The sequence below is a fragment of the Sporofaciens sp. SGI.106 genome (assembly GCF_050314255.1).
In the GTDB taxonomy this organism is placed as follows: domain Bacteria; phylum Bacillota; class Clostridia; order Lachnospirales; family Lachnospiraceae; genus Claveliimonas.
Genome location: NZ_JBNPMZ010000004.1, coordinates 96660 through 119712 on the forward strand (window position 1 = coordinate 96660; position 23053 = coordinate 119712).

At 45.0% G+C, this 23053-nt stretch carries 20 protein-coding genes; 2 read left to right on the forward strand and 18 right to left on the reverse strand.

Annotation, left to right across the window (positions count from 1 at the left end; genetic code table 11):
* Positions 1 to 152 precede the first annotated feature (152 nt).
* On the forward strand, positions 153 to 1529 hold the full coding sequence (locus ACQRCC_RS04650; protein WP_427849641.1) for a sodium-dependent transporter: 1377 nt from the start codon (positions 153 to 155) through the stop codon (positions 1527 to 1529).
* 76 nt (positions 1530 to 1605) lie between these two features.
* Here ACQRCC_RS04650 and lgt read toward each other — a convergent pair whose 3' ends face one another.
* The 17 genes from lgt to ACQRCC_RS04735 form a co-directional block, all read right to left on the reverse strand.
* A complete protein-coding gene (gene lgt, locus ACQRCC_RS04655; RefSeq protein WP_427849642.1) occupies positions 1606 to 2466 on the reverse strand; it encodes a prolipoprotein diacylglyceryl transferase in 861 nt (286 codons plus the stop codon).
* 40 nt (positions 2467 to 2506) lie between these two features.
* Positions 2507 to 3607: a redox-regulated ATPase YchF gene (ychF, locus tag ACQRCC_RS04660; protein WP_427849643.1), complete on the reverse strand. Its 1101-nt coding sequence runs from the start codon at positions 3605 to 3607 to the stop codon at positions 2507 to 2509.
* Between the two features lie 46 nt (positions 3608 to 3653).
* Positions 3654 to 4325, reverse strand: a complete 672-nt coding sequence (locus ACQRCC_RS04665) for a thiamine diphosphokinase (RefSeq protein ID WP_427849644.1) — start codon at positions 4323 to 4325, stop codon at positions 3654 to 3656.
* The gene (gene rpe / locus ACQRCC_RS04670; protein ID WP_427849645.1) at positions 4318 to 4980 is read right to left on the reverse strand and encodes a ribulose-phosphate 3-epimerase; all 663 of its coding nucleotides are present in this window, start codon (positions 4978 to 4980) and stop codon (positions 4318 to 4320) included. Before rpe ends, ACQRCC_RS04665 begins: the two co-directional genes overlap by 8 nt.
* A 3-nt stretch (positions 4981 to 4983) precedes the next feature.
* Positions 4984 to 5862, reverse strand: coding sequence for a ribosome small subunit-dependent GTPase A (rsgA, locus tag ACQRCC_RS04675; protein WP_427849646.1), 879 nt, complete (start codon positions 5860 to 5862; stop codon positions 4984 to 4986).
* Positions 5863 to 5868: 6 nt separating this feature from the next.
* Positions 5869 to 7917: a Stk1 family PASTA domain-containing Ser/Thr kinase gene (gene pknB, locus ACQRCC_RS04680; RefSeq protein WP_427849647.1), complete on the reverse strand. Its 2049-nt coding sequence runs from the start codon at positions 7915 to 7917 to the stop codon at positions 5869 to 5871.
* On the reverse strand, positions 7911 to 8654 hold the full coding sequence (locus ACQRCC_RS04685) for a Stp1/IreP family PP2C-type Ser/Thr phosphatase (RefSeq protein WP_427849648.1): 744 nt from the start codon (positions 8652 to 8654) through the stop codon (positions 7911 to 7913). The genes pknB and ACQRCC_RS04685 overlap by 7 nt, the downstream gene beginning before the upstream one ends.
* Complete coding sequence (gene rlmN, locus ACQRCC_RS04690; RefSeq protein WP_427849649.1) at positions 8632 to 9708, reverse strand: 23S rRNA (adenine(2503)-C(2))-methyltransferase RlmN; 1077 nt, start codon at positions 9706 to 9708, stop codon at positions 8632 to 8634. Before rlmN ends, ACQRCC_RS04685 begins: the two co-directional genes overlap by 23 nt.
* 11 nt (positions 9709 to 9719) lie before the next feature.
* Complete coding sequence (gene rsmB / locus ACQRCC_RS04695) at positions 9720 to 11042, reverse strand: 16S rRNA (cytosine(967)-C(5))-methyltransferase RsmB (RefSeq protein WP_427849650.1); 1323 nt, start codon at positions 11040 to 11042, stop codon at positions 9720 to 9722.
* A complete protein-coding gene (locus ACQRCC_RS04700; protein ID WP_427849651.1) occupies positions 11035 to 11751 on the reverse strand; it encodes a zinc metallopeptidase in 717 nt (238 codons plus the stop codon). The genes rsmB and ACQRCC_RS04700 overlap by 8 nt, the downstream gene beginning before the upstream one ends.
* A gap of 84 nt (positions 11752 to 11835) precedes the next feature.
* Positions 11836 to 12765 (reverse strand): methionyl-tRNA formyltransferase, encoded by a 930-nt coding sequence (fmt, locus tag ACQRCC_RS04705; RefSeq protein WP_427849652.1) that lies wholly within the window; start codon positions 12763 to 12765, stop codon positions 11836 to 11838.
* The gene (def, locus tag ACQRCC_RS04710; RefSeq protein ID WP_427849653.1) at positions 12766 to 13239 is read right to left on the reverse strand and encodes a peptide deformylase; all 474 of its coding nucleotides are present in this window, start codon (positions 13237 to 13239) and stop codon (positions 12766 to 12768) included. It lies immediately after the preceding gene.
* A gap of 14 nt (positions 13240 to 13253) precedes the next feature.
* Entirely contained in the window at positions 13254 to 15482 is a 2229-nt protein-coding gene (gene priA, locus ACQRCC_RS04715) for a replication restart helicase PriA (RefSeq protein ID WP_427849654.1), read from the reverse strand.
* Positions 15460 to 16971, reverse strand: a complete 1512-nt coding sequence (locus tag ACQRCC_RS04720; protein ID WP_427849655.1) for a UDP-N-acetylmuramoyl-L-alanyl-D-glutamate--2,6-diaminopimelate ligase — start codon at positions 16969 to 16971, stop codon at positions 15460 to 15462. The genes priA and ACQRCC_RS04720 overlap by 23 nt, the downstream gene beginning before the upstream one ends.
* A gap of 220 nt (positions 16972 to 17191) precedes the next feature.
* Positions 17192 to 18712, reverse strand: coding sequence for a Mur ligase family protein (locus tag ACQRCC_RS04725; protein WP_427849656.1), 1521 nt, complete (start codon positions 18710 to 18712; stop codon positions 17192 to 17194).
* A gap of 20 nt (positions 18713 to 18732) precedes the next feature.
* Complete coding sequence (locus ACQRCC_RS04730; protein WP_427849657.1) at positions 18733 to 19449, reverse strand: aspartate/glutamate racemase family protein; 717 nt, start codon at positions 19447 to 19449, stop codon at positions 18733 to 18735.
* A 16-nt stretch (positions 19450 to 19465) separates the two neighbouring features.
* A complete protein-coding gene (locus ACQRCC_RS04735) occupies positions 19466 to 20677 on the reverse strand; it encodes an ATP-grasp domain-containing protein (RefSeq protein WP_427849658.1) in 1212 nt (403 codons plus the stop codon).
* Positions 20678 to 20870: 193 nt separating this feature from the next.
* On the opposite strand from ACQRCC_RS04735, the gene pepT reads away from it, so the two are divergent.
* A complete protein-coding gene (gene pepT / locus ACQRCC_RS04740) occupies positions 20871 to 22091 on the forward strand; it encodes a peptidase T (RefSeq protein ID WP_427849659.1) in 1221 nt (406 codons plus the stop codon).
* On the opposite strand, the gene ACQRCC_RS04745 is transcribed toward pepT, so the two are convergent.
* Entirely contained in the window at positions 22092 to 22952 is an 861-nt protein-coding gene (locus ACQRCC_RS04745; protein ID WP_427849760.1) for a YitT family protein, read from the reverse strand.
* Positions 22953 to 23053 lie beyond the last annotated feature (101 nt).

Genomic DNA, 23053 nt, shown 5'->3' on the forward strand with positions numbered 1-23053 from the left:
CTTCTACATTTTTTCACAATTTCTTGACACACTGCATTATTTAGGATATACTAAAGAAGAGGATTTGGTTGGGCAAAGATGCTCTCACACGACTGTGAGTGCATCTTTTTTTATCTCATCCATATCCAAAAAAGAGAGATTGGAGTGTTTTTATGAGTAATGAGAAAAAAGCTGCGGCTAACTTTGGGTCAAGATTCGGCTACATTATGGTAGCTGCCGGTGCAGCTATCGGTCTCGGTAACATCTGGAAGTTCCCATATCTGGCATATGGCGGCGGAGGCGGTGCATTCATCGTAGTTTATATTATTCTCTGCCTGATTCTGGGACATCCGGTTGTAGAGATGGAAACGGCAATCGGCCGTTATGCAAAAACGAATGCCATCGATGCCTACGGAATTGTGAATCCAAAATGGAAATTTGCCGGATTCGTCAATGTTGCGTGTACTTTCATGATTGACATGTATTATATCATCGTCAGCGGTTATGTTTTAAAGTATGCGGTTGCCTATCTTCTGGGCGGTAATTTTGGAGCCGATAAGGCTGAATATTATATGGATTTTATTTCAGATCCGATTCAGCCTCTGATTTATGCCGGCATCCTGATGTTGATTATTGTTCTTCTTCTTTCAAAAGGTATCACTGAACTGGTAGAAAAAGTAACAAAAGTAATTATGCCACTGTTATTTGTACTGCTTCTCATCTGCGGTTTCTGGGCACTATTCGCATTTGACGGTGCTATTGAGGGATTAAAATTTTATCTGATTCCGGACTTTTCAAAGTTTACCTGGAAAACCTTTGCTGATGCATGTATGCAGGTTATGTTCTCCGTCGGTATCGGTTGGGCTATCTTCGTTACACTTGGTGCAAGCGTTAAGGACAGCGCTAATATTCGCAAAGATTCCATGATGGTTACTGTCTGCGATACCGCTGTAGCTCTTACCGCAGGTTTCGTAGTTATCCCTACTGTTGTTGGTTCCGGTTCTGAGATGGCTGCAGGTCCATCCCTGATTTTCCTTGCAATGACAGAAATTTTCTCCAAACTGCCGGGCGGTAACATTTTGGGATTATTCTTCTTCACAGCCATCATCTTTGCCGTACTCTCCACCTTCTTTACAATTCTGGAGATTCCGGTAAAATGTGTAGAAGAGAAAATGCACATCAGCCATAGTAAAGCAACATGGATAACAGCGATTTTCATCATGATTGGTGGTGTGTTCTGTTCCTTAAGTCAGGGCTACGGTCTCTTAAGCGGCGTAAAACTTCCATGGTGGTCATTCGGAACTGGTGTTTCTTATTATAATATTTATGATTGGATCGACTGCTTCTCCGGATATGTGCTTCTTCCTTTAGGATGTCTCCTGACTGCTTTCTACTGCTGCAAGGTATGGGGATACAAGGGATATGAAAAAGAGCTGACCAAAGACGGACGTGATGGAAAGCTGAGCCTGTATGATAAGGTCATCATGACGGTTGCAGTTCCGGTACTGACTCTGATCGTTATATTGAACTGTTTTGGCTTTATCAAATAATTACATACACAACTATATACTATAAAGCGGGAAGCATTCCGGAAATACCGGAGATGCTTCCCGCTTCTATTATCTTTTATTGTTTCTTTCCTGCTTTCCTTCTTCCAAGAATAATCCATACAACGGACACCACAATCAGAACTCCTGATAACACCTGAGATACCGGAAGACCAACTACCGGGAGAAGAAGCTGATCCGTGCGGATACCTTCTATCCAGAATCGCCCTGCTCCGTATCCCGCAAGATAAAACAGGAATACCTCTCCATCAAACTTCTTATATCTTCCATAAATAATCATCAAAAGGAGTACCATCAGGCACCACAACGATTCATACAGAAAGGTTGGATGTACCTGTATATAATTCACCCCTTTAACTGTCTCAACATGATTCCACATCGTTTCCGATATATCAGAACTTCTCACTGCATCCACCGGAAGTCTCATAGCCAGCAGACTGTTCGTATATTCACCGAACACCTCTCTGTTAAAGAAATTCCCCCATCTGCCGATCATCTGTCCGGTCACAAGCCCTAGTCCCGCTGTATCCAGGAGAAGAAATGGTGAAAGCTTTTTCCATTTTGCAAATATAAATACGGTAATGACAGCTGCAATCACACCGCCATAGATAGCAAGACCACCTTCCCGGATATTCAGAATACTCAGAAAATCATCCTTATACATATCCCACGAAAATGCCACATAATAAATTCTCGCTCCGATAATTCCGAAAATGACGGCATACATTGCAAGATCAATATAATCTTCCGGATTCTGCCCGGTTCTCCTGGCCTGCCACATAGCAATCGCAAGTCCCGCAACAATACCAATTCCAATCACAATACCATAATATGCAATATCAAAATTAAAAACTGTCACGGTCTTTCCCACATGTTCCAGATGAATTCCCAGATTGGGAAAATCAATATTCATATGCATAACTGTTCTTTCCTTTCATGTATGCTATACCATATGTATGCTATACATTAAAACGGAACAGCATAATATCTCCGTCCTGAACGACGTATTCTTTTCCTTCCAGACGCACCAGTCCCTTTTCTTTTGCTGCCGCATGAGAACCGCATGCCATCAGATCATCATATGCAACCACTTCCGCACGGATAAATCCACGTTCAAAGTCCGTATGAATCTTTCCTGCTGCCTGAGGAGCCTTCGTGCCTTTGGTGATCGTCCACGCACGAACCTCCGGTTCACCTGCTGTGAGGTAACTGATCAGCCCCAAAAGACTATAGCTTGCCTTAATCAACTTCTCAAGACCGGATTCCTTAAGTCCCAGATCCTCCAGGAACATTTTCTTCTCATCGTCATCCAGTTCGGCAATCTCCTGCTCAATCTGTGCACATACTACGAACACCTCGCAGTTCTCTTCTTTCGCATACTCCCGCACTTCCTGAACCCCCGGATTGGATGCACCATCGTCCGGAAGATCATCCTCGGTCACGTTAGCCGCAAAGATAACCGGCTTATAGGTCAGAAGATTATATCCTGCCAGCCACTCCTGTTCTTCCTCATCTTCAGCTCCGTCAAAGCTCTTTGCCATCTTTCCATCTTCCAGATGAGCCTTGATTTTCTCCAGAAGCTTTAATTCCTTGGCCGCTGTTTTATCGTTTCTTGCAACCTTGGTAGTCTTGGCAATTCTTCTCTCCAGGATCTCCAAATCAGAGAAAATCAACTCCAGATTGATAGTCTCAATATCACGCATTGGGTCAATGCTTCCATCCACATGAACGATATTACTGTCCTCAAAACAGCGAACCACATGAACGATTGCATCCACCTCACGAATATTGGCAAGAAACTGGTTTCCAAGTCCCTCTCCCTTTGATGCGCCCTTTACCAGACCTGCAATATCTACAAATTCAATAGCCGCAGGAATAATTTTTTTTGTATGATACATCTCTCCCAGCACATTCAGTCTCTCATCCGGCACTGTTACAACACCTACATTCGGATCAATTGTACAGAATGGATAATTGGCAGACTCTGCCCCTGCCTTGGTCAGGGAGTTAAATAATGTACTTTTTCCTACATTTGGCAAACCAACAATTCCCAATTTCATATTTATTTCATTTCCTCTCTTATCATTTTCTCGTGCGGTGTCTATTCTAACACGTTTCTTTTTCTCTGTCACGTGTTTCCATCAGAATAACCACTCCGGTGGTAAAATCTATTACCACTTCATCCTCCTCGATCTGATTGCTGACGCACAGGCTGTCATAAGGAGTCAGAGTATGCTCTTTTAATGGATACTTCGCACCTTTGATACTGAATCCATACACGATCTCACCAAGTGGAAAGACAGAAAAATACGGACCAAAAGCCTCTTCCTTCTTAAGATGTGTCTCTCCTCCAATCAGACGTATCCGGTTCAGGGGATCCAGAATCACAGCTTCCACTCCTGCCTTAAACGGAATCATCAAAGTCTGGACATTTGCCCACAGGTGATCCACCCTTCCTCCGGTTGCTCCAAGGATCAGCAGACGCTCGCACCCAAGAGTGATTCCAAGGCGCACCGCAATCTCTGTGTCCGATGCATCCTTAACCGGATTAAATTCCCGGATTGGAACATTCGTATTGTTCTTATAATAATCTACGATTTCTTCTGACAGGCTGTCAAAATCCCCTACAATATAACTGGGCATAATGGCATGCCTATATAAAAATTCTACCCCTTTGTCAACTCCGATAATCCACGGATTCATTTCTCCCCTGATGGTGCAAAGCACCAGTTCCTCATCAAGACTCCCCCCGGTAATGATTATCGCACATTTACTCATAGTCTTTCAGTATCTCCATAAATTTCTTCGTGTTTTCTGCCGGATCTCCATTAAATACTGCGGAACCCGCAACAATAATATTTGCACCGGCATCCAGAACTTCCCTCACATTTGTAAGATAGATTCCTCCATCCACCTCGATATCCACGGACAGTCCTGCCTCTGTGATCATCCGACGAATTGCCCGGATCTTATCCAGAGATTCCGGAATGAATTTCTGACCGCCAAATCCCGGATGAACACACATTACCAGGAGCATATCAATCTTCGGAAGATATTCTCTCACTGCCTCTGCCGGTGTCTCCGGACAGATAGAAAGCCCCACTTTCATTCCACACTCACGAATTTTATCCAAAGCCGCATGCAAATCTTCACACGCCTCCAGATGTACGGTTACATAGTCTGCTCCTGCTTCTTTAAAATTATCGATATAACGGATCGGATCCTGTACCATCAGATGTGCATCCATGACCTGATTCGTTGCTTTCTTAATAGACTTAAGCACAGGCATTCCAAAAGAAATACTCGGCACGAACATTCCATCCATTACATCAAAATGCAGATATTCTGCACCATTGTCCTCTGTCATCTTCATCTGTTTTCCAAGTTCCGTAAAATCCGCCGCCAGAATAGACGGTGCCAGCATATACTTCATAAATCAATACCTCCTCTTTTCCTTTAGTTCTTTATACATTTCCAGATAATTCTGGTATCTCACTTCATGTATTTTCCCCTGCTCCAGTGCTTCTTTTACTGCACATCCGGGCTCATGCACATGATCACAGCCGTTATATCTGCATGTTCCTTCATAAGGAGTAAATTCCGGAAAATAGTATTTCAACTCTTCTTTTTCAAAATCATTGGTATACAAGGAGCTGAATCCGGGTGTATCCATAATATAAGAGTCTTCATTTATTGCAATCAGCTCGGAATGTCTTGTCGTATGTTTTCCCCGGTCAATTTTACTGCTGATCGCACCGGTTTCCATACGGATTCCCGACTGCAGGCGATTTATGAGCGAGGATTTACCCACACCGGACGGTCCTGCTACCGCTGTCGTCTTTCCTTTTAAGGCCTCCAGCACCTGATCAATATTCTCTTCCTCCCTGGCACTGGTAAATATAACCGGATAGCCGCATCCCTCATAAATACTTCTCAATTCTTCTATCTCAGATTCCTCAGCAATATCCTGCTTATTAAAACACAAAATCACCGGAAGCTCCTTGCTCTCCATCATTACCAGAAAGCGGTCCAGAAGATTAAAATGCGGTTTGGGTTTTGTAATGGCAAATACCACCAATGCCTGATCCACATTCGCCACCGCCGGACGGATAAGCTCATTTTTTCTCGGAAGAATCTCCACAATATTACCGGTCTTCTCTTCCTCACTGATAATATCAATTTCCACATCATCTCCCACAAGCGGTTTTTGCTTCTCCTTGCGGAAGATTCCTTTTGCCTTACATTCGTAAATACCGAATTCTACTACGTGAACGTAGTAGAATCCGGCAATTCCTTTTACAATCTTTCCCTGCATATTCTATTATTCCTCAGCTGGATCTTCTTCGCCGCCGCCACTATTAGGGCCCTTACTTACCACAATATTAACGGCTGCACCTTTCGATACACTGCTTCCCACACCAGGATCACAGCTTACCACCTTACCAGCCGGAACGGAATCATTCCACTCGTAAGTTGTATAACCCACGCTGAGTCCGGCACTGCTTAACATCTGTCCTGCCGTTCCTTCATCCACGCCTACAATGCCAGGAACACTGATCTTCTGTTCAGGCTTCTTTCCAAGACTGACAACCAGCGTTACCGATGTCCCTTTCGTTACCTTGGTTCCTCCCGCCGGATCCTGTGAAATGACCAGACCAGCCTCCTTTGTATCACTGTACTCCGTCGTAACAGATCCAACTGTCAGCCCTGCAGATGTCAGCGCACTTTTCGCATCATTTTCTGATTTGCCCGTCACATCAGGAACACTGATTTTTTCTGTTCCCTTACTGACCTGCATTTTAATTTCTGTTGCTTTTGTTGCCTTTGAGCCTGCTGCCGGAGTCGTTCCGATGACGGTTCCCTGTTCCTTATCACTGTATACCGCCTCAGATGTAATCTTTTCAAATCCTGCCTTTTCCAATGCCTTCTGTGCTTCAGACTCATCTTTTCCCGATACATCCGGAACCACAATCTCTTCACCTATCAGTTTGGAACTGATCGTTAATTCAATCTGTGTATTTTTCTTTACACGTGTTCCATCTTCCGGACTCTGCTTCATTACCGTGCCGGCTTCATACTTTTTCGACTCTTCACGTGCCTTAATTGTATATCCCAGTCCCTTTTTATTTAATTCTTTAATTGCTTCCGCTTCTGTCATACCAACAACATTTGGAACTTTTACTTTTTCTTCCGTCTCTTCGGCCGTAATCTTAGAGCCGAATTTAAAGAGACCTGTCGCTTTACCGACCACAAGCCCAAGTACGAGCAGGATAATCACTGCTACAGCAATGGTAAGAATCTTCATGATCTTATTCATACCCGGATTCACATCATCACGGCCTCTGCCTCTGTTCCGGTGCCTGTCATCCTCATACTCTTCCTCATCATCGTAATTATCATCATCATATCCGTCATCGTAATTATCATCATAGGAATCATCGTCATCATAAGAATCATCGTCATATGCATTTCTGATGTCATCCAGCTCATCTTCCGTAATAATCACCGTATCCGCATTCTGCAAAGGAGCAATCTTTACAAAATCCCCGTCAGGATCCACCAGGGAATGTTTCAGATCCAATATCAGTTCTTCAATGTCCGAATATCTTCTCTCTGAATTCTTCTGTGTACATTTCAGGATAATCTGTTCCAGACTATAAGGAATATCCCTCACATACTCCGACGGAGGTGTGATTTCTTCCTGAAGATGTTTCACCGCAACCTCTACTGTAGACTCACCGTCAAAGGGTACATGCCCGGTAACCATCTCATAAAGGGTAATACCCACTGAATAAATATCACTTCTGTTGTCTACATATCCGCCTCTGGCCTGTTCCGGTGATGTATAATGAACAGATCCCATGGCCGAAGTACTGACCGTCGTGGATGTTGCCGCTTTTGCAATTCCGAAATCCGTCACCTTCACCTTACCGTCTTTTGAAATGATGACATTATGTGGCTTAATATCCCGATGCACGATCTGTCGGTTATGTGCCGCCTGGATACCATTACACATCTGAATTGCAATACTGATTACCTCTTTCGGAGATAACCTTTTCTTCTTGTCTATATATTCTTTTAATGTAATACCCTCAACCAGCTCCATTACCATGTAATAGAGGCCTCTGTCCTCACCGACATCATATACATTCACAATATTCGGATTCATAAGTCCCGCTGCCGCCTGTGCTTCCGTACGGAACTTTTTTACAAAGGTCTCATCTTCACGGAACTCTCTCTTTAAAACCTTAATCGCAACATATCGGTTCAGAACATGATCTTTGCCCTTATAGACATCTGCCATGCCGCCCGCACCGATCTTGGATAATACCTCATATCGCTTTCCTAAAAAAATACCATCTTTTACCATCTGCTCACCTCACTGGCAATGGGTTCTGCCAGCACAACACCTATGTTATCTCTTCCCCCATTACTATTTGCCCTGTCTATCAATAAATGCACTGCCTCTACAATATCTCTGGCTCCTTTTACCAGTCCGAACATGTCTTCATCCTCAACCATATTGCTGAGTCCATCTGTACACATCAGAATAATATCTCCCCTTTTCAGCCGAAACTCATAGAAATCAGCCTCCACACCGGCTTTAACTCCCATAGCACGTGTGATAATATTCTTATCCGGGTGATTTCTGGCATCCTCAGCACGGATACCTCCAAGCCGGACCATCTCCTCAACCAGAGAGTGATCCTTGGATAACTGGCGGATATGGTCGCCAATCAGATACAAACGGCTGTCTCCTACATTCGCAAAATGCAGAGTATTACCGATTACCGTGGCAACCACAAGCGTAGTTCCCATTCCTTCCAGCTTTACATCCTGACTCGCCGCTTCAATAAGTTTATGATTAGCGACCTCAATTACCTTCTTTAAAATTGCTTCCGGCTTACCCCCTTTGGAGGATAACAGCTCTCGAAGCAGTACTTCCACCGTATATTTAGACGCAAAATCTCCTGCCTTGTGTCCTCCCATACCATCAGCAACTATGAGAAGGTTGGGGAATGGTCCCACAGGCTTATCTGTTGCAAATACATAATCCTGATTCATTTCGCGTCTTCTTCCTACATCAGTCATTGCATAAACTTTCATCTGGCTCTCCTTTTCGGGCAGTTACATAACGTCGTCGTAATTGTCCACAGGCCCCGTCAATATCGGAACCTCTTTCCCTTCTAATAGTAACATTTATTCCGTTTTTTTCAAGTTTATTTTTGAATTCAAGCGCATTTTTGCGGCTTGGTTTCTGAAAATCTCTCTCCTTGATCGGATTTACCGGTATCAGGTTCAGATGACAGTTCCGATGCTTCAGTATAGCCGTCAGTTCCTGAACATCTTCCTGCGTATCATTGACCCCCTGTACCAGACTGTATTCAAACGTAATTCTTCTTCCTGTCTTTTCAAAATATGTATCACAGGCTGCCAGTACTTCTGATAAATCGTATTTATTTGCCACCGGCATCAGTTTCTTTCTTTTCTCCTGGCTGGAACCATGAAGTGAAAGAGCCAGTGTGATCTGAAGTCCCTCTTCCGCCAGGCGCAGCATATTCGGAACGATTCCACAGGTTGAGGCGGTAATATTTCTCTGGCTGATATGAAGTCCGTGCTCATCGCTTATCATATGAATGAATCCAAGAAAACTCTCATAATTATCCATAGGTTCTCCGGTTCCCATCACTACAATATTCGAAACGCGTTCCCCACATATCTTCTGTATCTGATAGACCTGTCCCAACATTTCGGAAATGGTCAGATTGCGGACCAGCCCGCCAATGGTAGACGCACAGAAGCGGCAACCCATCCGACAGCCCACCTGTGAAGAAATGCACACCGAATTGCCATAATTATATTTCATCAGCACACTTTCCACTACATTGCCGTCCTTGAGCTCAAACAGAAATTTTTCCGTAGGGTCTACCGCAGATATCTGTCTCTCCAGCATGGATACCTTTCGGATTTCATAATTCACAGATAATTTCTCCCTCAATGCTTTGGACAGATTCGTCATTTCATCAAAACTGTCTGCAAGCTTCACATGAAGCCACTCATATATCTGCTTTGCCCGGAACGGTTTTTCACCAATATCCTGCATTTCTTTTAACAGCTCTTCATAATTGTAAGAACGAATATCTTTCCTCTCAGCCGCCATCTTATTTCCGATTATCCTTTCTGATTTTCTTTCTTAAATTCCGCAATATAGAAACCGTCTGTTCCATCTCTTCCCGGAAGCATCTGCCGTTCTTTTACCAGAGAAAATTCCGGATAGCTGTCGACAAACCATGCCGCATTCTCTTCATTTTCCGCCCGGTGAATCGTACATGTACTATAAATCAGCCTACCGCCGGGCTTCACATACCTATGTACTGTTGACAGCATTTTCCTCTGAAGTGCTACCAGTTCCTTCTGAGTCTCTTCCGTCATCTTATATTTTAAATCGGTCTTTTTTCCCAATACTCCCAGACCCGAACAGGGCAGATCCGCAATCACAATATCCGCCTTGTTCTCAGCATCCTTGTCAAATTCTGTGGCATTCCACTGTACTGCATGGATGTTTGTAAGCCCGGAGCGCTCAATATTTTCCTCAATCAATCCAATCTTATATTCTGTCAGATCCCTTGCCTCCACATGACCGCTTCCCGCCCGGTCAAGCTTATCCGCCAGATGCAGTGCCTTGCCGCCCGGAGCCGCACACACATCAATAATATAATCTCCTTCTTTCGGATCTGCCCACTCTGCGACCAACATGGAGCTCACATCCTGCACCTGGAATAACCCTTCCTGAAAGCTTTCAAGAGCTCCCAGATAATCATAACCGGATATCATCAAGGCACATGGCAGCTGTGGATGCATTTCCGCCTTCACTCCCTCATCTTCCAAACGTGCCTTTAACTCCTCCCGATTGACGCGAGAGAGATTACACCTGATTGATGTCGGCTTTTCTTCCATAAAATCACTCAGTATCTTCTCTACCGTCTGCTCATCATACACGTCAAGCCACTGCTTCACGATCCATTCCGGCATGGAATAAACCACTGACAGATGGGAAACCTTATCTGCCGGATCCGGATACACAATTTCATCCAGATTCCGCTCAATATTACGGAGAACACCATTGACAAATCCCCTCAGATTGCCAAATCCTCTCTTCACAGCCAGCTTAACCGCTTCATTACATACAGCAGAATTAGGAACGCCGTCCATGTATTTCAACTGATAGACAGCGCTCCTAATAATTGTCCGGATCACCGGTTTCATTTTATTTACCTTTACTTTGGAATACTGGTTGATGATATAATCAATCTCTATCATCCTCTCCAGTGTTCCTTCCGTCACCCTCGTAATGAAAGCACGAGCCTTCTTATCGAGATACTGATAATTGGAAAGCACATTGCGAAGGGCGATATGACTGTACTCCCCATCTCTGGTCACAGAAAGTAATATTTCCATGACCAGTTCTCTCTCGTTCACTCCTGATTTAGTCATTTCTCCGTCCTCCTGTCAGAATCAGAAGTCTCAGAAGCTGCAGAATGGATGCTGCGGCACCTGCCACATAAGTGAGGGCTGCCGCACTTAACACCTTCTTTGTAGCGGAAACCTCATCCTCATATAGCATTCCGCTGCTTCCCAGAATACGGATAGCCCGGTTAGATGCATTGAACTCTACCGGAAGGGTAACGATCTGAAACAGTACCGCCAGTGAAAATGCAAGAACACCCAAATTCAAAAGCATTGCTGAGGTACTTCCCCTGAACAGGAATCCCAGAAGGATCAGCGGCCATGCCAGCGTACTTCCCAGATTTGCAAGGGGAACCAGACTTCCCCGGATCTTCAGGGGCACATATCCTGCCGCATGCTGAATCGCATGTCCGCATTCATGAGCTGCAACTCCCACAGCTGCAACAGAGGCAGAATTATAAGTTGCATCCGACAGACGGAGCACCTTATTTCTCGGATCATAATGATCTGTCAGATTGCCGGATACATGTTCGATCCGCACATCATAAATCCCTGCGCCATTCAATACTCGCTGTGCTGCCTCACGCCCTGTCAGTCCACTGTGATTCCGCACTCTGGAATACTTGGAAAAAGTAGAGTTCATCTTCGCGGATGCCGCCAGACAGATCACCATTCCAATTATAATCAATATATACGTCGGATCCAGCATGAATCCATAATATCCCGGATAATACATATGTCATTCCTCCTTGTATGATATAGTTACATTATACACGAAAAACAGGCAAAAAACCTGTTTTTCACACAATTTTTAGAGTTTTTATTTAAATATAAGACCTTCCGTTATCTGGTAGCCTCTGAGAAATGCGCCCGCATCCATCCTCTTTTTCCCCGGAATCTGAAGTTCTTTTACGGACAGAGAACCGTCCCCTGTCTGTACAGTAAAGAAATCCTTTCCTACTGCGCATACGGTTCCTGGCTGTGCTGCATAGTCGCTGTCTTCCACATCCGCTTCCCAGATTTTCATAACCTTGCCATCCCAGTTAGTATAGGCACTGGGCCACGGGTTCAGTCCGCGTATCAGGCGCTCAATCTCCACTGCCGGTCTTGTCCAGTCGATGGCTCCCAGCTTTTTATCCAGCATCCTTGCATAGGCGGTGGGACTCTCTCCCTGCTTTTCAAAGACTGCTGTTCCATCCTCCAGTGCTTTCAGCGTCTCCACACAGAGTTTCGCACCTGCATCTGCCAGCTTATCATGAAGGCTTCCTCCCGTTTCCTTTTCATCCAGAACAATCTCTGTCTTCTGGATCATATCACCGGTATCCAGACCTTCATCCATCTGCATGGTAGTGACTCCGCTTATTTTTTCACCATTGATGACTGCCCATTGAATCGGCGCAGCACCGCGGTATTTCGGAAGCAGGGATGCATGTACATTGATGCATCCGTAAGGAGTCATTTCCAGAATTTCTTTCGGTAAAATCTGACCGAACGCAATTACTACCATCACATCAGCATTGTATTTCTTCAATTTCTCTATACACTCCGGCTCTCGAACCCGCTTAGGCTGATAGACCGGAATGTCATGACGAAGAGCTACTTCCTTTACCGGCGGGAACTGAACTTCCTTCCCTCTCCCTCTGGGCTTATCCGGCTGCGTTACCGCAAGAACCACCTCGTGTCCGGCTTCTATCAGAGCCTCCAGTGTACCTACAGAAAAATCCGGTGTGCCCATAAAAATAATCTTCATCTAGTCATCCTCCCCGTAATTCACATCGTGAAGTTCACCTTCTACCAGTTCCACATACATCTTACCATCCAGATGATCGATCTCATGGCAGAACGCTCTTGCCAGAAGTCCTTCTCCTTCCAGCACCACTTCCTCCATCTCTTCATTAAGAGCTTTTACCTTCACGTAATTCGGACGCGTAACTGTACCGGATTTACCCGGAACACTCAGGCATCCTTCTTCCCCGGTCTGCTCGCCGGAGGTCTCAAGAATCTCAGGATTGATCAGAATCAGCGGACCATCCCCCACATCGATTACAACAATTCTCTTGAGGACGCCCACCTGAGGTGCGGCAAGTCCTACCCCCATAGCTTCATACATGGTATCCAGCATATCATTAATTAAAATCTGGGTACGAAGTGTCATCTTCGTCACTTCCTTACAGGATTTGGCAAGCACATCGTCGCCCATCTCTCTGATTTTTCTAATCGCCATTTTATATTCTCCTTTTAAAATATATTCATCGGGTTGAAATCAAACTGTATTCTCAAGGTCCGGAACCCCGGATTTATCTCGATATATTGTTCCAGCCTGTTTTTCGCTCTTATAAGCATATCATATTCCGGGCATTTTAGGTAGAGTATCTTCCGATAAATGTCATTTACCCTCCCCACATATGGACTGGCCGGACCAATTACGGTCAAAATACCCTCCCGGTCTGTCCGCACCGCATAGTCTTTCAGATATTTGGCAGCCGTATTCAGAAGCGTCTCATCTTCCCCCGTCATCAGAACTGCCAGGAGATTCTCAGACGGCGGATAGCCCATCAGCTCACGATACCCTATCTCCTCCTGATAAAATGCTTTATAATCCTGCCTGGACGCTGTTTCAATACTGTAATGATCCGGACTGTAGGTCTGAATGACCACCTCTCCCGGTTCCCGGCCTCTTCCGGCTCTACCCGCAGCCTGCGTCAAAAGCTGGAAGGTCCGTTCCCCCGCCCGGTAGTCATTCGCATAAAGCGACATATCCGCCGCAAGAATTCCTACCAGAGTTACTCCCGGAAAATCATGCCCTTTCACAATCATCTGGGTTCCAACGAGAATATCTGCCTCTCCATCTGCAAATGCTCCCAGTATGTTTTCATATCCCTCTTTCCCACGTGTGGTATCCATATCCATTCGAAGTACTCTGGCTTCCGGAAATTCCCGTTTCACCAGCTCTTCCACCTGCTGGGTACCCGCACGAAATCCTCCCACATGAGGAGAACCGCAGGACGGACAGTTCTTTACTTCCGGCATCTCATACCCGCAGTAATGGCAAACCATCTTTCCATTTTTGTGAAGGGAAAGTGAAACATCACAATGGGGGCATTTCACCACATATCCGCAGCTTCGGCAGGAGAGAAACCCTGCATATCCTCTTCTGTTGATGAAGAGCATCATCTGCTGATGTTTCCGAAGGCGTTCTTCCATCTTAACGCGCAGGGCATCACTGAAAACAGAACGGTTCCCGTTTTTCAGTTCTGCCCTCATATCTACAATCTCAACCTGCGGAAGGGTCTGATTCCCTACCCGTTTCTTAAGCTCCAGCAGAGTGTATTCTCCCCGCAGGCTCCGATAATATGCCTCCATAGAAGGAGTTGCAGAACCCAGTACCACACTGGCTCCTTCCATCTCAGCCCTGCGGATTGCCGTCTCTCTGGCATGATAGCGGGGCACCTGTTCACTTTTATAAGAATTCTCATGTTCTTCATCTACTACGATCAGCCCCAGATTTGGAAATGGCGTAAAAAGAGCCGACCGGGGGCCAATCATCACATCAACGTCTCCCGTTCTGGCTCTTTGCATCTGATCATAACGCTCCCCGGCAGACATCCTGGAATTCATAACCGATACACGGTCCCCGAATCTCCGGCAGAACCGCATTACCGTCTGATAGGTAAGGGCTATTTCCGGAATCAGAACAATTGCCTGTTTCCCATCTTCGATTACCCGGGAAATCATTTCCATATAGACTTCGGTCTTGCCGCTACCGGTAACTCCGAATACAAGATAGGTCTTCCGAATACCTGCCCTGTAATCCTCCCGAAATGTCTGAATGGCACGTTCCTGTTCTTCTGTATAGGTAGAAATCTCCGGTCTTTTCATCCGGGCAACCTGTGGATTTCGAAACACCTGCTCCGATTCTATCTTCAGAATCCCCTGCTCTTCCAGAGCCTGAATGACCGGTCGGGTAATTCCAAGCTTCTTTGTGACAAGAGCGTAATCCAGTTCCTTCCCATCGAGAAGGGCTGCCAGAAGTCTGGCTCTGGCCTTCTGGTTCTTCGCCAGATAATACTCCAGTTTTTTCTGACCTTCTGCCTCGGAGACCAGCAGGCGAAGAGTCTTCTTCTGCTGCGCCTTTTCTTTACGCTTAATAGGCAGAACTGTCTTCAGTGCCTGAATCATGGTTCCGCCATAATACTCTTTCATCCATACCGCCAGCGTCACAAGCTTCGACTCAATAGCCTCCCGGTCCTCGGGAACTGCAAGGATCGTTTTCACCTTCTCTGCATCATAGTCCGGCTGCTCACAGAAGCCTACCACATAACCTCTGGTCTCCCGGTTGCCCTTTCCGAAAGGCACTGTAACCTCCATTCCGATCTCCAGTTTCCCCTCCATTTCTTTCGGAATACGATACTGAAAGATTTTATCCAGTTTTTCATGTGTAATGTCAATAATGATATTCGCGTACATCTTCTCTCCCGATCTCCCGGACAGCCTCACTTACCAGCAGACGGTCATCCATCTGATAGCGGACTCCCCGGATCTCCTGATAGGTCTCGTGTCCCTTTCCCGCAATGACAATCATGTCGCCCGGGATTCTTTTCTCTATTGCATAACGGACAGCTGTTCTCCGGTCCGGTATGACCACATAAGAGCCTTCCGTTTTATTCATTCCAATTATTATATCTTCTATAATCTTCTCCGGCTCTTCATAGCGCGGATTATCGGTGGTAATAATGGAAAAATCCGCATATTTTCCTGCCGTCTCTCCCATCTCATATCTTCTCTCCCTCGATCTGCCGCCTCCGCACCCGAAGACGACAACCACCCTTCCGGAGGTATATGCTCTCAACATTCGCAGTATATTTTCCAAACTCATGGCATTATGGGCATAATCGACAAATACTGCCCCGTCCTCCCATAATGCAGCAGTTTCCATCCGGCCCGGAACACGCACTTTTCGGATGGCCATAGCTGCCTCTTTAACCGTCATCCCCAGATACCTCACCGTCGCTATGGCTGCCAGAGAATTGTATATATTAAAAATTCCCGGCATTGGAAGACAGATTTCACAATTCTCCGCTCTTCCATCCTCATTGATAAAACGCAGGTTATACGAAATACCGAAATAATCTTTATCACGTTTATTCCGTATATTATCAGCCAGATAATCCATTGCCCGCCGTGATTTTATCCCATAGGTGATTCTCCTGCATCCGGTTCTGTCAAATATTTCCTCATAAAAAGGATCATCCGCATTGCCGATTCCCACCTTGCTCTGTACAAACAGCAAATGCTTACACTGCAGATATTCTGCAAAATCCTTATGCTCTCCCTCTCCGATATGATCTCTTCCCAGATTGGTAAATACACCCACATCAAAGATTATCCCTGATGTACGGCCAAGTTTCAGTCCCTGAGAAGAGACCTCCATCACTGCAACGTCGCATCCGGCCTCTGCCATCTCTGCGAGATATTCCTGGATCCTGCAGGACTCCGGAGTCGTATTCTGATTCTTCAGTATCCTTCTCCCCGTATCTGTCCGAATAGTTCCGATCAGTCCTGCCTTATGTCCGGCAAGCCCCAGCATCTGCTGGATCATACACGCAGTCGTAGTCTTACCCTTAGTGCCGGTAACACCGATCATCGTCAGTTTTCCTGCCGGATATCCGTAAAATGCTGCCGACATCACAGCCAGTGCATATCTGGTATCCTGCACTCTGATAACCGTTACATTTTCAGGAAAGATATTATTTTCTTTCACAATCAATGCTGCAGCGCCTTTTTCCACCGCTTCTTTCACGTACTTATGCCCGTCCGTCCGATATCCTCTGATACAGACGAAAGCCGTTCCCTTCTCCACTTCTCTGGTATCATTGGTAACCTTGCTGATTTCAGCCTCTTTGGTTCCCTGAAGCACTTCATAAGTAAGTCGTGTAAGAAGAACGGAAAGCTTCATATAGGCTCCAATTTATTTTGCTTTACCTTTAATTTTTGCACAAATGACCGGAACCGTCAACTGTTTCTCTTTGCCAAAATTCGATCCTGAACCCGATGCAAAAGCGCATCCCCACGGAGGGTTTTCACTCTATGGAGACGCAGTTTCCCATAGAGTGAAAATAACGCCGTGCATAACAACCAAAGGTCATGCACGGCGTACGCCTGTCATTCAAAATGAGTTATTTAGAATCATACTCTGCCAGATATTTTTTTACGTATTCCACATCAGACGGGCAGTCCAGATACTCACATCCATACTTCTGTCTGGTCTCTCCACCCTTTCCGGTAACCAGAAGAAGGGTCTTTCCCTCTGCCGTCTGAATGGCATCCCGGATAGCCTCACCGCGATCTTCGATCATCTCATACGGACAGTTCTGAGCCTCTACGTACTGGGCAATATCTCTGGAAATATCCTCCACCGGTTCATATCCCGGATCCTCTGCCACCAGATATACCTTCTTAGAATACTGCCCGGCAACGGTTCCCAGATCCCGGCGTCGGATCAGAGCCTTCTTACCCGGACATCCGAAAATAGATATAATTGCATAGTCCGGATATTCTTCTTTCATAGATGAAAATAATTTCTCAAAACTCAGCTTATTGTGGGCATAATCCACAATTGCCAGAATTTTCCTGTCCTTACTCGCATACAGCTCCATTCTTCCGCTGGAACGGGCACGGAGCAGTCCGGAGTGGATATACTCCTTCGGAATACCGAATTTCACGGCCGCAGCTATGACGCCAAGCGCATTCTCCACATTAAAAAGTCCCGGCATGGTCAGCACAAATTCTTCATCAAAAGCTTCGCATTTTACAGAGAATCTGGTATCTCCTCCGTCTTTTCGGATATTATAAGCATAAAAATCTGCTGACGGATCCTTCGTACTGAAGGTCAGAACCTCCTGTGCCGCCTGTGCCTCTTTCAAAATCCGCTCTATGTAATCTGCATCCAGATTCACAACTGCAGTTTTGGTCTTGGCAAACATCAGCATTTTGGAAGAAAAATAGTCTTCAAAATCCGCATGTTCAATCGGACTGATGTGATCCTCAGATATATTTAAGAAGATTGCCACGTCGAACATCATGTCATCCACACGGTGATATTTCAATGCCTGCGAGGACACCTCCATCTGTGCATATTCCATACCGCAATCCAGCGCATTACGCAGATGCTGCTGCAATTCCACTGCCTCCGGTGTAGTAATGTGGGATTCCACTTTGGATTTTCCATCATAAATATCGATAGAAGAAATCACAGCACTGTCTTTTTTATCGAGAGCCTCCATATAATCATCCACAATAGCCTTCATATAATAAACGGAAGTAGATTTTCCCTTGGTTCCTCCCACACCTACCAGATGCAGATCCTCCCATGGATTGTTGTAAAACATATTTGCCAGAACAGACATGGCTTTACGGATATCTGCAACCAGAATATACGGCACTTCTTCCTCCAGCTCAAAGGTCTTCTCACTGATATAGCAGACTGCACCTGCTGCCACGGATTCCCGCAGGTAAACCGGCTTAAAGGCAGCACCTTTACAGATAAACATAGTCTTTTCTGTCACTTCTTTGGAATTATAGGTCAGATTCTGAATCTGTGTATCCTCTTTTCCATATAATTCACATGCAGTCAGCATGCCTCGTTTCTGAAGCACGTCCACATACTCCTGCATGGTATAATATTTCATCTCTGCCATCTTTGTATCCCCCTGTTTTCTTATTTATACTGTGCACCGGAACGCAGGATCGATTCTCTCACCAGCACATCCATGGCGTCCAGACAGATCGACGGTATTTCATGCCTTCCCTTAAAAACGGATAACTCTGTACACGCCAGAATTACAGCATCACACCCTTTTCTCACGAATTCATTCATGACCCGGTCAAACTTATTCCGGTCTCCCGGTCTGCCGCTCTTAATATCATCATAGATCAGGGACATCACATCCTTCTGCCGTTCTTCAGAAGGCTTTACCGGAGTCACACCCATTTTCCGGCATTCCTTGTGATAGATTCTGGAATTAATGGTTCCATCTGTCGCCATAATTCCGATTTTCTTTACATTATCATACTCTTTCACAGCAAATGCCACACTCTCATGGATCATATTGATCACCGGAATCTGCACTGCTTTCTGAATCTGATTATAAAAATAATGAGAGGTGTTGCAGGTAATCGCAATATTGGAGACTCCCAGACTCTCCAGTGTCCGGGCATCCTCCTGCAAGAGGTGGATCAGATATTTATCATCCCCACTCATAATCGCCTCTGTACGATCCGGCATCGTAGCATGACTCAGGATGACCATATCAATATGTTCCTGATCCTTTGACGCATCTGTATGCGCGATTACATTTTCATAATAGTAACAGGAGGCCTCCGGTCCCATGCCTCCGATTACTCCCAGCTTCTTCAACTTTTTCTCCTGATTCATACCATTTTCCCTTTAATTATTTATAATACTGATTAAAATAGGAATACTGTTTCAAATGGGTCTTCAGCATCCGCAGAAAACGCATCGGCTTTAAGTCTCCGCGCTTAAATACCGGATTCACCATCTTACCTTCCTTCACAAGCTTCTTCATCTTGGCAACATATTCCGGATTCTTGATATGCTTATAAGCAACACCCTTTGGTACGGTCATCCAGAGATATTCCTCTGTTGCCTCCTCATACGGGAGTTCTTTATTATAAATGTAATCTTCCACAAAATACTTGGCTACATTAAATCCGGAATTGGTCACATAATAGTTGCTTCTGCCCTGTCTGGTGTTAATTTCAAAGAAACGGTAAGTACCGTCTCTCATATCGTATTTAATATCAAAATTGGAAAATCCCACATAATGCAGATCTTCCAGAAGATTTTTCACACGGCCCATCAGCTCTTTGTTCGGCTCTGTAATAATAACTGCATGATTGCCAAGTCCATGAGGTGTATGTTCCTCCAGAAGAACATGACCAAGGCACATCATCTTTACCTTACCGTTACGGTCTGAGTAAGAAGTCAGCACACGCATATACTCATCATTACCCGGAATAGTATCCTGAATAATCAGCGCGTCATCATATCCCGCTTCATAAATCTGGCCGATTACCTTCTCCATCTCCTCCCTTGTATCCAGTTTATAAATCTTGTTCTGGGTCGGGAACGGATGCTCCCAGTACGCAATACTGTTCGAAGGCTTCACAATTACCGGGTAGGAAAATTCACACGCAAAGTCCATTCCCATGTCCGGTCTGTATACGATCGTCTTCGGATAATCCACACCGTGTTTCTCACAAAGCTGATAGAATCTCTCCTTCTGCTGCAGACTGTCCATCAGTTCAAAATCAATATACGGTGCGATTACATTCTTCGGGAACTCGTCCTTGTGACGGCTTGCCAGTGCCACATAACTGTCACCGCATCCGATCAGCAGAATCTTCTTATCTTTATGCTCCTTTGCAAAACGTGTGATACGCTTCATAAAGTACTCATCTGTGTCAATGGCCGGATTTCCTTCATAAATCGTAATCTGGCTGTTATAGCTTGGGCCTGTCTGATATTTCCCAAATACATAGGACTTCACCTGATATTGCTCATAAAAAGCCCGGGCAACACTGTAGGTATTAATGTCTCCTCCCAGCAGCACCGGTATAAATTCTCTTTCTTTAAAATTCATAGTCTCTCCAAAGTCTCCCTTGTGGTAAATTAATCTATTCAAAAATATCCATTATCATATTATAACTCCGGCAGACAGAAGTGTCAACGAATGTCCGTATCTCCTGATTTCCGAAAATTTTCCGCAAAAATTTCCGGAAATATGATACTATATCTTAGAGGTTATCTTTTAATTATAGAAAGGATTTTATATTATGAAAGCTTATGAACGACTACTAAAATATGCTCAGATTCTCACCCCGAGCTGTGCCGAAGTGGAGACACATCCTTCTTCTGAATGCCAGATGAATCTTGCGGAGGTATTAAAAGAAGAAATGGAAGAACTGGGAATCAGTGACATCTACCTGGACAAACAGTGCTATCTTTACGGAAAGATTCCCGCAACTCCCGGTTATGAAGAAAAAACTGCATTGGGATTTATCGCGCATATGGATACAGTATCCGATTTCTGCGACAAAGCCATTACACCTGTCATAACTGAAAACTATGACGGACAGGAACTCACTCTTGGTGACAGCGGACGTACCCTTTCACCTGAGATTTTCCATCATCTTCCTTCCCTCAAGGGCCGAACTCTCATTACCTCTGATGGAACGACCATTCTGGGAGCAGATGACAAGGCCGGAATTGCCGAGATCCTGACCCTTGCAGAACACATTTTATCAGAAAATATTCCTCATGGTCCTATTTGCATTGCCTTCACTCCGGATGAAGAGATTGGAACGGGAACGACCGGATTTGACGTCTCCCGTTTCGGTGCACAGTATGCCTATACTCTGGACGGCGGCGTAGAGGGCGAGATTCAGTATGAGAACTTCAATGCCTGCGGAGCTCATTTTGACATCACCGGTTTTAATGTGCATCCCGGTTCATCCAAGGATACCATGATCAATGCCTGTCTGGTTGCTATGGAAATAAATTCCCTGCTTCCGGGAATGGAGATACCGCGGCATACAGAGAATTACGAGGGCTTTTACCATCTGACCGACATGTCGGGAAACTGTGCCTCTGCACAGCTGGATTATCTTATAAGAGACCATGATAAGCACAGCTTTGAGGCAAAGAAAAAGACGCTCCGCCTGATTGAGAAAAATCTGAATGAAAAATGGGGCGAAGGAACCGTAACACTGACTCTGACTGACCAGTATCAGAACATGTCCGAGGTCATCTGCAACTGTATGCATCTGATTGACAATGCCAAAGCTGCTGCTGAGGCTTCCGGTGTGGAACCGCTTGTCATCCCGATTCGAGGCGGCACAGACGGATGCCATTTAAGCTTCATGGGACTGCCCTGTCCGAACCTGGGAACCGGCGGCTTCGCTTACCACGGTCCTTATGAACACATTACCGTAGAGGGAATGGATAAAACTGTGGATATGATCACTGAGCTTGTGAAAATATACGCTGAGGCTTAATTACTGTACATCCTCTTTAAAGCCCTCACCCACAACTTCATTCGATTCCATAATAATCGTAAATGCGCCCGGATCGATTTCGTGTACCATCTTTTTAATCACGTACATCTGTTTATTGTTGCAGGCGCACATTACAACATCTTTTTTCTGACCGGAGTAGCTCCCCCGTCCCTGCAGGATGGTGGAGCCCCGGCCGGAATATTCATCAATCTGTTCCGCGATACGTTCTCCGTTTTCCGTTACGATCAGAGTCATTTTCCCCTCATCAATTCCGTACATAATACGGTCCATAACAATAGCCATCAGATAAGTTACAATTATTCCGTAAATCAGGCCGTCTATGTCCCGGAATACCAGCACACTTCCAAGTATAATCGTCATAAGATCCAATACAAATGTAATCAGTCCCAATGAAAGATGCGGCTTTATCTTCTTAAGCGCCACACTGATAAAGTCCTGCCCTCCGGTAGAAGAACCCCGCATAAAAAACAGTGCAAACCCCGCACCGCTCAGCACTCCCATACACAGAGCTGCCAGAAGTCTGCTGCCCTTATATATCGGGAAAAGCGGAGCCACATAATCCATCAAAATCGAAAAAATAAACATAGACTTAAGCGATTTCATAAAAAATTTCTTTCCAAGAAATTTATAACAAAAAATCGTAACCGGTATATTTAAAAGAATCGTTCCTATTCCCACCGGCACTCCCCACAAATGATACATAATAATTGCAATACCCGAAAAGCCTGCCACCGGAAAATTTGCATTCAGAGCAAAATTATAAATACCTGCCGCAGCCAGCATTCCTGCAATGATATCAATCAGGATATCCATCCCCAGTTCCTTTAAGTCCAAATTCATTCCCCTGTTCTTTTTCAAAACTATCACCTCTGTTTTCTTATTTTCACACCAACACTATCCCCACATGCAAAAAAAGCAGACGCAAACTATATAAATATAAT